This is a genomic window from Streptomyces prasinopilosus, assembly GCF_001419695.1.
In the GTDB taxonomy this organism is placed as follows: Bacteria; Actinomycetota; Actinomycetes; order Streptomycetales; family Streptomycetaceae; genus Streptomyces; species Streptomyces prasinopilosus.
Map to the genome: position 1 here is coordinate 1 of NZ_LIRG01000453.1, position 10,627 is coordinate 10,627.

At 73.1% G+C, this 10,627-nt stretch carries 11 protein-coding genes; 3 read left to right on the forward strand and 8 right to left on the reverse strand.

Annotation, left to right across the window (positions count from 1 at the left end; genetic code table 11):
* Nucleotides 1-121, forward strand: a 121-nt coding sequence (locus tag AOK18_RS34480; RefSeq protein WP_338119124.1) for a TOBE domain-containing protein, incomplete at its 5' end; no start/stop codon positions are given.
* Nucleotides 122-333: 212 nt separating this feature from the next.
* Here AOK18_RS34480 and AOK18_RS19095 read toward each other — a convergent pair.
* The 6 genes from AOK18_RS19095 to AOK18_RS19120 all read right to left on the reverse strand — a co-directional run bounded on the left by AOK18_RS19095 (nt 334) and on the right by AOK18_RS19120 (nt 6,208).
* Nucleotides 334-1,062 carry an LAETG motif-containing sortase-dependent surface protein gene (locus AOK18_RS19095; RefSeq protein ID WP_055695161.1) on the reverse strand — a complete coding sequence of 243 codons (729 nt, stop codon included), beginning with the start codon at nt 1,060-1,062 and terminating at the stop codon, nt 334-336.
* Nucleotides 1,063-1,337: 275 nt separating this feature from the next.
* Nucleotides 1,338-1,745, reverse strand: a complete 408-nt coding sequence (locus tag AOK18_RS19100) for a VOC family protein (RefSeq protein ID WP_055570389.1) — start codon at nt 1,743-1,745, stop codon at nt 1,338-1,340.
* 152 nt (nt 1,746-1,897) lie between these two features.
* Entirely contained in the window at nt 1,898-3,331 is a 1,434-nt protein-coding gene (locus AOK18_RS19105; protein ID WP_055695162.1) for a hypothetical protein, read from the reverse strand.
* Entirely contained in the window at nt 3,313-4,062 is a 750-nt protein-coding gene (locus tag AOK18_RS19110) for an ABC transporter ATP-binding protein (protein WP_055570391.1), read from the reverse strand. Before AOK18_RS19110 ends, AOK18_RS19105 begins: the two co-directional genes overlap by 19 nt.
* Before the next feature lie 251 nt (nt 4,063-4,313).
* Complete coding sequence (locus tag AOK18_RS19115; RefSeq protein WP_055695163.1) at nt 4,314-5,693, reverse strand: aspartate aminotransferase family protein; 1,380 nt, start codon at nt 5,691-5,693, stop codon at nt 4,314-4,316.
* The gene (locus AOK18_RS19120; protein WP_055570393.1) at nt 5,690-6,208 is read right to left on the reverse strand and encodes an Lrp/AsnC family transcriptional regulator; all 519 of its coding nucleotides are present in this window, start codon (nt 6,206-6,208) and stop codon (nt 5,690-5,692) included. The genes AOK18_RS19115 and AOK18_RS19120 overlap by 4 nt, the downstream gene beginning before the upstream one ends.
* Before the next feature lie 181 nt (nt 6,209-6,389).
* Between AOK18_RS19120 and AOK18_RS19125 the strand changes: the two genes are divergently transcribed.
* Nucleotides 6,390-7,829, forward strand: coding sequence for a gamma-aminobutyraldehyde dehydrogenase (locus tag AOK18_RS19125; RefSeq protein ID WP_055570394.1), 1,440 nt, complete (start codon nt 6,390-6,392; stop codon nt 7,827-7,829).
* 344 nt (nt 7,830-8,173) lie between these two features.
* Nucleotides 8,174-8,662 carry a hypothetical protein gene (locus AOK18_RS19130; protein ID WP_240503235.1) on the forward strand — a complete coding sequence of 163 codons (489 nt, stop codon included), beginning with the start codon at nt 8,174-8,176 and terminating at the stop codon, nt 8,660-8,662.
* Between the two features lie 39 nt (nt 8,663-8,701).
* On the opposite strand, the gene AOK18_RS19135 is transcribed toward AOK18_RS19130, so the two are convergent.
* Together AOK18_RS19135 and AOK18_RS19140 are read right to left on the reverse strand one after the other, a co-directional pair.
* Complete coding sequence (locus tag AOK18_RS19135; protein ID WP_055695164.1) at nt 8,702-9,424, reverse strand: glycerophosphodiester phosphodiesterase; 723 nt, start codon at nt 9,422-9,424, stop codon at nt 8,702-8,704.
* 83 nt (nt 9,425-9,507) lie between these two features.
* A partial coding sequence (locus AOK18_RS19140) for an adenosine deaminase (protein WP_420865622.1) occupies nt 9,508-10,627 on the reverse strand: 1,120 nt, incomplete at its 5' end.

The window sequence follows — 10,627 nt, forward strand, 5'->3', positions numbered from 1 at the left end:
CCAGCCGGGGCACGGCGACGGGCCCCGCCTGGAGGCCGCCTGCGCCCTCCGGGCGGCACCGGAGGTCGGGGACGAGGTCGGGGTGGAGTTCGACGCGGCGGAGATCGTCGTGCTCGGGTGAGCGGTCGGACCCGGGGCGAACGGCATGCCGCCCCCGCGCACGACCGCCCCCGCGCACGACCGCTGCCGCGACGGGATCACCGGCCGGATCCTCCCCGAGGCCGGGCATCCGGCCCGCCGTACGACGAGGGGCACGACCGTCCGCCGCGCGGCCCCCGCACGGCGGTGGCCCGCCCCTTCCGGGACGGGCCACCACCTCGTGTTCCGGAGGCGTCAGCTGTCGCTGTTCGCCCCGCGACGGCGCATGCCGAAGAAGATCGCGCCGCCGCCGACGGCGACCAGGGCCACCGCGATACCGGCGATCAGACCGGTGTTGGAGTCGGCGCCGGTCTCGGCGAGGTTCGACTTGCCGACGGCGGGCGACGGAGCGTTGTCCGAGGTGTCCGCCGGGGCGGTGGCCTCGGGCCCGGACTCCGACGGAGCCGGCGTGCCGGGCTCGTCCTCGTCCTCGGGCGGGGCCGAGGCGGAGTCCGACGGCGTCGAAGCGGGCTCCGACGGAGCCGAGGGCTCCTCCTCCTCCCCGCACGCCGTGGCCGGGGTGGTCAGGTTCGGCTCGATGTCCTCGTCCACGTAGGGCTTGGCCTTGACGTGGACGCGGTACTCGGCGTTGGGCCGCCACTCCTCCTCGAAGGTGATGGTCACACCCTCACGGGAACCCTTGACGACCTGCTCGCCGACCTTCTTCTCGTCGGCACCGTTGTTCTCCAGGAACACGGTGACGGTGGCGGGCACGCCCGCCGGGTCGACGTCGGTGACGGTGATGACACCCTTGCCACCGACGCACTTCGCCTCGGCCGAGAACTCGTCGATGCTGCACGCGGCCGCGCTGCCGGCGAGACCGACGGTGAGCGCGGCCGACGCGGAGACGACACCGAGGGCGCGTACGGTGCGCGCGACGCCACGGCGCGAGGCCGTACGGCGTGATACGGACAGAACTGTCACGTTTGTCCTTTACGGGATACGCAAATGCGGGGGGTTGAGGGAAGGTTGATGAAGCATCAGCCCTCCCATGAGGCTCCCAGGTCTATAAGCGCCGCATAAGTAGTGTCAACGCATACGCCGACAGCGGGACATCGTTTTGCCAATTCGTTAACTGCCCAGGCGTTTCAACGCCTTCGAGTCCCCTTTCGAACCTCTTCGAAGTCTCTTCGGACCGCTCGGCCGGGTCGGTGACGGCTCCACCGCGCTCCCGGCCCGGCGCACCCCGGGTCCCGCCCTCAGCCCTCCAGCGCGGAGGGGTCCATCCACACCACCTCCCAGGTGTGGCCGTCCAGGTCGTCGAAGGCGCGGCCGTACATGAAGCCCTCGTCCTGGGTCTCCCCGCTGACCGAACCGCCCGCCGCGAGGGCCTTTTCGACCAGTTCGTCGACCTTCTCGCGGCTCTCGGAGCTCAGGGCCAGCAGCACCTCGCTGGTCCTGGTGGAGTCGGCGATCTCCTTCTTCGTGAACTCGGCGTAGCGCCGCCTGGTGTGCAGCATGGCGACGATGCCGTCGCCGATCACGACGGAGGCGGTGTTCTCGTCACTGAACCGTTCGTCGATCCCGTAGCCGAGCGCCGTGAAGAACTCCCTCGAGGCGTCGAGGTCGTCGACGGCCAGGTTCACGAAGATCATCTGCTGTGTCATGGCGGGCCCTCTCCCGTGTCTCTGCCGGTCCCCGAGCGGGTCCGTGCCGTGTCGCGCCGGAGGGTGGACCGGACCGGCGCACGGAACTCATCGCCCCGCGGAGACCTGTCCCGGGAACTGCGGGACACGGGACGGGGACGGGTGGCGCGCTCTCACGGAGCCGGCGACAGCCCCGACAGGTGGGCCACGACCACGGTCAGCGGACCGAACAGGGCGAGGAGCGCGCCGGCCCTGAGCGCCGCGGCCCGGCGCGGTGTCGAGGAGGGCGCCCCGAGGCGCCGCAGCGCGGCCCTGGTGCCGGCGTGCGCCTGCCGGGCCCCGGCGGCGGCCGTCAGCAGCGTCGCCACGGTGCAGCCGGCCACCAGGAACACACCGAGCAGGGCGAGCGGACCGGCCGGCCGGCCGTCGGTGTAGTACAGCGAGTCCAGGGCGTACGCACCCGACAGCACGGCGCAGACCACGCCCAGCGGGCGGCCGATCCTGGCGGCCTCCGCCATGAGGAGCCGTCCGGCCAGCAGGCGCAGGGCACCCGGGCGGACCGACTGGAGCAGCCGGCCGCACAGGTGGGTGAGGCCGGGACCGGCCAGGACCAGGCCGACGCAGGCCAGTACCGGACCGGCCAGTGCGCCGGGCCGCTCACCGGGCACGGCGCCGACGCCGGCGCGGCTCGCGTAGGCCCCCACGGCCAGGCCCACGGCCAGGACCGCGACGCCCCAGGGGAGCCCGGACGGTGCCCTGTCGACACCGGCACCGACACCGGTGCCGGTGCCGGTGCCGGACCCCGGGACCGCGGCCGCCGGCTCGGGTCCGCCCGCCGTACCGCCCGGCCCGTACGTCCGCTCGGGGGCCTGCCCCGAAGGATCCGCCGGCAGCCCGTCCTGCCGCGTCCGCACCGGTGCCGCTGCCTCCTCGGGCGTGCGCCGCCGGGCGGCGGACGGGCGGCCGTGGGCCGCCGGCTCCAGATGCCTGCCGAAGCGCCCGTACGCCCCGAACGTCTCCCGCACGGCCGTGGCGCGGTACGCGCCGAAGCGGCCGTACGCCGTCCGCCCGGAACGGGGCGGGCGGCTCCCCGCCCGCTCCCGCGGGCGCAGCGCCACCGCGACCGCCACCGAGGCGCTCCCCGGCACCAGCGTCAGCAGGGTCAGGGTCGCGGGCAGTGGCAGCGGCCGGCCGGTGGCCAGGAAGTCGGTGCCGGACCCGCCGAAGGGGGTGCCGGTGAGGTCCCCGCGCAGGTGGAGGAAGACGAGCAGCGCGGCCACCGATCCCAGCGCGCAGGTCAGGGCCGTGGCCGTCGCGGAGACGGCCATCATCCGGACCGGGCCCAGACCGAGCGCCGAGAGCCCGGGCCGGGGCCCGGCGCCCGGGTCGGTCCGCGCCACCGCCACCGCGAAGTACACCGTGGCCGCCAGCGGGGCCGCGCACCAGGCCAGCCGGAGCAGCGAGCCGGACGGCGCGTCCGGGTGGCCGATCGCGTGGCCGAGGGCGCACAGCAGCAGGAAACCCGTGCCCGCCGAAGCCGCGACGACCAGGAGGCGGCGCAGCTGGACGGCCGGAGGGGCACCTCGGGTCAGACGGAGAGCGAGCACGCGGCCCGGTCCTCCGTCTCGGCGGTCCCGGGGACCGGAGGCAGGTGCACGGTGCGCACCCGGCGCCCGTCGAGCAGCGACACCGTGCGGTCGGCGAGGGCGGCCGTGTCGGCGTCGGAGGTGGCGAGGAGCACCGTGATGCCGTGCGAACGGGCCGCCGTGGTCAGCGTGCGCAGGACGTGCCGCCGGTCGGCCCGGTGCAGCGGGGCGGTCGGCTCGTCGGCGAACAGCACCGAGGGGGCCGGGGCGAGTGCGCGGGCGATGCAGACCCGCTGGCGCTCCGCGTGCACCAGGTCCCCGGGACGCTTGCGGGCCTTGTCGCCGACGTCGAGCCGCTCCAGCCACTCCAGGGCCGTCGCCCTGGCCGGGCGGCGGGCGACGCCGCGCAGCATCAGGGGAAGGGCGGCGTTCTCCCAGACGTTCAGCTCGGGGACGAGCACCGGCACCGGGTCGATCCAGCCGAAGCGCTCCCGGCGCAGCCGCTCGCGGGCGGCCGTCCTCATGGTGTGCACGGGCACGCTGTTGAACCAGACCTCGCCGTCCGCCACGGGCACCAGGCCGGACAGGCACCGCAGCAGGGTCGTCTTGCCGCTGCCCCGCGGTCCGCCGACCGCGAGGATCTCGCCCTCCGCGACGCCGAGCGAGACCCCGCTCAGCCCGGGGGAGCCGTCGTCGTGCCGGAAGTGCAGGGCGCGTGCCCAGAGCACGTCGTTGTCCGGTGGAGCCACCATGGCGTACACCTCGGTTCGGATCAGAAATGCCGTGCGCGATTCGTGAATCCCCTGTGCGGGGGAACGAAAGCAGAGCCGATCGGTCACTGGGCACGCTAGGCAGCACGCGGCGGGACGCCGGACAGCACGCGGCCCCGGACCGCCGTTTCTCACTCGAACGGTCGGCGACGGGGCCGTACGCGGTCATTCCAGCCGAAGATCACAACCGAAGGTCGCGGCTGGAGAGCACAGCCGAAGACCGCGACCGAAGGTCACAGCTTCGTCCACGCCTCCTCCAGGGTGGCCCGCAGGATCTGCTCGATCTCGTCGAACGTCCCCTGGTCGGAGATCAGCGGCGGGGCGAGCTGGACGACCGGGTCGCCGCGGTCGTCGGCACGGCAGTACAGGCCGTTCTCGAAGAGCTTCTTCGACAGGAAGCCGTACAGGACGCGCTCGGTCTCGGCGTCGTCGAAGCTCTCCTTGGTGTGCTTGTCCTTGACCAGCTCGATGCCGTAGAAGAAGCCGTTGCCGCGGACGTCGCCGACGATCGGCAGGTCGTACAGCTTCTCCAGGGTGGAGCGGAAGGCGCCCTCGTGGTCGAGGACGTGCTGGTTGAGGCCCTCGCGCTCGAACAGGTCGAGGTTGGCGACGCCCACCGCGGCCGACACCGGGTGGCCGCCGAAGGTGTAGCCGTGCAGGAAGGTGTTGTCGCCCCGGTAGAACGGCTCGGCGAGGCGGTCGGAGACGACGCAGGCGCCGATGGGGGAGTAGCCGGAGGTCATGCCCTTGGCGCAGGTGATCATGTCCGGGACGTAGCCGAACTTGTCGCAGGCGAACGTCGTGCCCAGGCGGCCGAAGGCGCAGATGACCTCGTCGGAGACGAGCAGGACGTCGTACCGGTCGCAGATCTCGCGGACCCGCTGGAAGTAGCCGGGCGGCGGCGGGAAGCAGCCGCCCGCGTTCTGCACCGGTTCGAGGAAGACCGCGGCGACCGTGTCCGGGCCCTCGAAGAGGATCTGCTGCTCGATCTGGTCGGCGGCCCAGCGGCCGAACGCCTCGGGGTCGTCGCCGTGGAGCGGGGCCCGGTAGATGTTGGTGTTCGGCACCTTGTGCGCGCCCGGCACCAGCGGCTCGAACGGAGCCTTCAGGGCCGGCAGGCCGGTGATCGACAGGGCGCCCTGCGGGGTGCCGTGATAGGCCACCGCGCGGGAGACGACCTTGTACTTGGTCGGCTTGCCGGTCAGCTTGAAGTACTGCTTGGCGAGCTTCCAGGCGGTCTCCACCGCCTCGCCGCCGCCGGTCGTGAAGAAGACCTTGTTCAGGTCGCCCGGCGCCTCGTGGGCCAGCCGCTCCGCCAGTTCCACGGCCTTGGGGTGGGCGTAGGACCACACCGGGAAGAACGCCAGTTCCTGCGCCTGCTTGAAGGCGGTCTCGGCGAGCTCGACCCTGCCGTGCCCCGCCTGGACGACGAACAGTCCGGCGAGACCGTCGAGGTACCGCTTGCCCCGGTCGTCGTAGACGTGGGTGCCCTCGCCGCGGACGATGGTGGGCACGGGGGAGTTCTCGTACGAGGACATGCGGGTGAAGTGCATCCACAGGTGGTCGTACGCGGCCCTGCTGCGATCCTCGGTGCTGTCGGTGCTCACGGTCATCGGGTTCCCCACATGTAGGTCTGCTTCTTGAGCTTGAGGTAGACGAAGCTCTCGGTGGAGCGCACGCCGGGCACGGCCCGGATGCGTCGGTTGATGACCTCCAGGAGGTGGTCGTCGTCCTCGCAGACGATCTCGACCATGAGGTCGAAGGAGCCCGCGGTCATCACCACGTACTCGCACTCGTCCATGGCGCCCAGCGCGTCGGCCACGGCCTCCACGTCCCCCTCGACGTGGACGCCGACCATCGCCTGCCGGCGGAAGCCCACCGTGAGCGGGTCCGTGACGGCGACGATCTGCATCACGCCCTGGTCGAGCAGTTTCTGGACGCGCTGGCGCACGGCCGCCTCCGACAGGCCGACGGCCTTGCCGATGGCGGCGTAGGGCCTGCGGCCGTCCTCCTGGAGCTGCTCGATGATGGCGAGGGAGACGGCGTCCAGGTGGGGACCGCCGCCGTTCCTGGACTCGCGGGGGTCCCTGGGTTCTGCGCTTCGACTGGCCACACGGCCACTGTGCACGAGGTCTCGATCGTTTCGCAAGGCGCATTCGATGAAATCCGTTGCCTTAGGGCTTGACTGTTGCGGATTTCGCAGAGTCGGGCGGGTCGGGGGTGTTGAATGCGTCAGGGGTCCGTCTAGGGTGGGTGTCTCAGAGGTTGGACACCTCGGACACCCACGAGGAACACCGGGAGGACCTGCAGTGAGCACCGAGCTGCGACGTCTGCGCAACTACATCGGCGGTACGTTCCGTGACGCCGCCGACGGACGGACCACCGAGGTGGTCAACCCCGTGACCGGCGAGGCGTACGCGACCGCGCCGCTGTCCGGGCAGGCCGACGTGGACGCCGCGATGGCGGCCGCCGCCGAGGCCTTCCCCGGCTGGCGCGACGCCACGCCGGCCGAGCGGCAGAAGGCCCTGCTGAAGGTCGCGGACGCCATCGAGGAACGTGCCGAGGAACTCATCGCGGCCGAGGTGGAGAACACGGGCAAGCCCATCGGGCTGACCCGCACCGAGGAGATCCCGCCGATGGTCGACCAGATCCGCTTCTTCGCGGGCGCGGCGCGGATGCTGGAGGGCCGCTCGGCCGGCGAGTACATGGAGGGCCTGACCTCCATCGTGCGCCGTGAGCCGGTCGGCGTCTGCGCCCAGGTCGCCCCGTGGAACTACCCGATGATGATGGCCGTGTGGAAGTTCGCCCCGGCGATCGCGGCGGGCAACACGGTCGTCCTCAAGCCCTCGGACACCACCCCGGCCTCCACGGTCCTGCTCGCCGAGATCCTCGGCTCGGTCCTGCCGACGGGCGTCTTCAACGTCGTCTGCGGCGACCGCGACACCGGCCGCATGATGGTCGAGCACGAGACCCCGGCGATGGCGTCCATCACCGGTTCGGTACGGGCCGGCATGCAGGTCGCCGAGTCCGCGTCCAAGGACCTCAAGCGCGTCCACCTGGAACTGGGCGGCAAGGCGCCGGTCGTCGTCTTCGAGGACACCGACATCGCCAAGGCCGTGGAGGACATCTCCGTCGCGGGCTTCTTCAACGCCGGCCAGGACTGTACGGCCGCCACGCGCGTCCTCGTCCACGAGTCGATCCACGACGAGTTCGTCACCGCGCTCGCCAAGGCCGCCGCCGACACGAAGACGGGCGCCCCCGACGACGAGGACGTCCTCTTCGGCCCGCTCAACAGCGCCCGCCAGCTGGCCCAGGTCGAGGGCTTCGTCGACCGGCTGCCCGCGCACGCGCGCGTGGAGGCCGGCGGGCAGCGCGTCGGCGACAAGGGCTTCTTCTTCGCTCCCACCGTGGTCTCGGGCCTGCGGCAGGACGACGAGATCGTCCAGAAGGAGGTCTTCGGCCCGGTCATCACCGTCCAGACCTTCGCCGACGAGGACCAGGCCGTCGCGTACGCCAACGGCGTCGAGTACGCGCTGGCCTCCTCGGTGTGGACCAGGGACCACTCCCGCGCCATGCGCATGTCCAAGAAGCTCGACTTCGGCTGCGTGTGGATCAACACCCACATCCCGCTGGTCGCGGAGATGCCGCACGGCGGCTTCAAGAAGTCCGGCTACGGCAAGGACCTCAGCGCCTACGGCTTCGACGACTACACGCGCATCAAGCACGTGATGACGTCGCTGGACGCGTAACCGCTCCGCCGGGGCGGCCGGACGGGCCCCCGGGCACGACGGGGGCCGGTCGTCCGGGAGCCGCCGGCCCCGTGCGGCCGGTCCCGCGGTCCCCCGCACCCTTCGAGGGCGCGGGGGACCGCTTCGTGGGGAGCGCGGTGTGGCGGGACGGGCGGCCCGCCGGGCGGTGGGCCCGCGGGGCGGCACCGCCGGGTGCGGGCCGCTCGCGGCGCGGGCGGAACCCGCCGGTCACGGACCGCGGGAGGTGGCGCGTTGTCGCCGTTGACCGGGTTGTCCCGCCCATGACACGGTCGGGCCGTCTCCGGCAGGACCGGCCGGGGCGGGGCTACGGGAGGGGACGACCGATGAGGGCAGTGGGTCACGGCGGGACGGGACGGCGGGGACTGAAGGCCTGCGGTGCGGTGACGGCGGCACTGGTCGCCGTGACGGTCGCGGGACCGGCGGCGATCGCGGCCGGGGGGCCGCCGGCCACCGCACCGGCCCCGGTGGCGGCGGGCGTGCTGAGCGACCCGACCCCCGAGGAGCAGCAGCAGCTCAGGGAGGTGGCCGGGGCGATCTGGACTCCCCAGCTGGCCGCCGGATGGAACATGAACGCCGAGGTGGCCGACGTGCTGTCCACGGCCACCGGGGAGATCCTCCGGTGCAGCGAGGCGTTCTCCCTCGTGCCGCGCCCGCCGGGCTTCGTCCCGGGGCTCGGCTACCTCGTCAGCTACTGGAAGAACCTGCGTGACTACTTCCTGGTCGTGAAGGACAACCGCACCTACCGCGCCTGCGTGGTGACGACCGCGGCCAACTACCGCTCGGCGATCGAGATGGCCTCCATCGGCATCTGAGCCGGGCGGTGCCGGGACCGGGTCCCCGCCGCCGGCCGGCTACCGCCGCGGTGACGGGGACCCGGTGCCCGCGCGCCGGGCGGGACCGCGCAGGGCGCACAGCACGTCGACGCGGTTGGTGGTGATCGAGTCCGCGCCCAGCGCCAGCAGGCGGCGCAGGGAACGGCGGGTGTCCGGGGTCCACACGGAGAGCAGGTAGCCGCCGGCGTGGACCCGGTCGGCGAGGGCCCGGTCGACCAGGCCGAAGCGGTAGTTCAGCCAGCGCGGACGGACCGCCTCCAGGAGGCCGGCGCGCGGCGGGGCCTGCGACGTACGGGTGAGGGCGATCTCCGCGGACGGGTCCGCCGCGCGCACGGCGAGCATGGCGGCGGCGTCCGCGCAGTAGCGGACGCGGTCCCGGGCGCCGTGCTCCCGCACGACGTCCACGATCCGGCGCACCGCGCGGGGGGAGGGGTCGCCCGGCAGGTCCAGCATGACCCCGCTGCCCTCGGTCGCCGACAGCGCGTCCCGCAGCGCGGGCACCCCGCCGCCGGTCAGACCGCGCACCTCCTCCCAGGACAGCGACCGCAGCGGGCGGTCGTGCCCCCACAGCCGCTTCAGCGTTCCGTCGTGCAGCAGGACCGGTACGCCGTCCCGGGTGAGGCGTACGTCGAACTCCACCGCGTCCGCACCCTTGTCGAGCGCGGAACGCAGCGAGGCGAGGGTGTTCTCCCGGACGTGGTACGGGTCGCCGCGGTGGGCCACGGCGGTCACGCGGCGCACGGCGGCCCCCCGCGGGGCCGGATCGCCCGCCGGTTCGCCCGCCGGTCCGCGGGACACCCGGTGCGCCGGGGCGGAGAACGGGTTCACCGCAGCGGCCGGGAGGCGAGCCAGGACGTGGTGTAGGCGTCGATCTCGGCCGCCAGCCGCGCCTTGGCCGGCTCGTCCAGGAACGACGCCTGCACCGCGTCCCTGGCCAGCGCCGCCAGGCCCCGCTCGTCGAGGTCCAGCAGCCGTGCGGCGATCGCGTACTCGGTGTTGAGGTCGGTGCCGAACATCGGCGGGTCGTCGGAGTTGACGGTGACCAGGACGCCGGCGCGGACGAACTCCTTGATCGGGTGCTCGTCGAGGTCGGCGACCGCGCGGGTGGCGATGTTGGAGGTGGGGCACACCTCCAGCGCGATGCGCCGCTCGGCGAGGTGCGCGAGCAGCTCGGGGTCCCGGGCGGCGCTGGTGCCGTGTCCGATCCGCTCCGCGCGCAGGTCGACCAGGGCGTCCCACACGGTTTCGGGGCCGGTGGTCTCACCGGCGTGCGGCACCGAGCGCAGGCCCGCGGCGATGGCCCGGTCGAAGTACGGCTTGAACTGCGGCCGGGGCACCCCGATCTCGGGTCCGCCCAGGCCGAAGGAGACCAGGCCCTCCGGGCGCAGCCGGTCGTCGGTGGCGAGCCGGGTGGTCTCCTCGGCGGCCTCCAGGCCGGCCTCGCCGGGGATGTCGAAGCACCAGCGCAGCACGGTCCCGAACTCGGTCTCGGCCGCCTTGCGGGCGTCCTCGATCGCCTCCATGAACGCCCGTTCGTCGATCCCGCGGCGGGTCGACGAGAACGGGGTGATCGTCAGCTCGGCGTACCGCACCTGCTGCCTGGCCAGCTCACGCGCCACCTCGTAGGTGAGCAGCCGGACGTCCTCGGGTGTGCGGATCAGGTCGACGACGGACAGGTACACGTCGATGAAGTGGGCGAAGTCGGTGAAGGTGAAGTAGTCGGCGAGCGCCTCGGGGTCGGTGGGGACCCTGGAGTCGGGGTGGCGGGCGGCCAGTTCCGAGACGATGCGGGGGGAGGCGGAACCGATGTGGTGCACGTGCAGTTCGGCCTTGGGCAGTCCGGCGACGAAGTCGTGCGGGCCGCTGCCCGCCTCGGCGGACGCGGCGAGGCGTTCGGTCATGGTTCCTCCCCGGGAACGGCGTCCCCGGCCGGGGTGCGGCGGG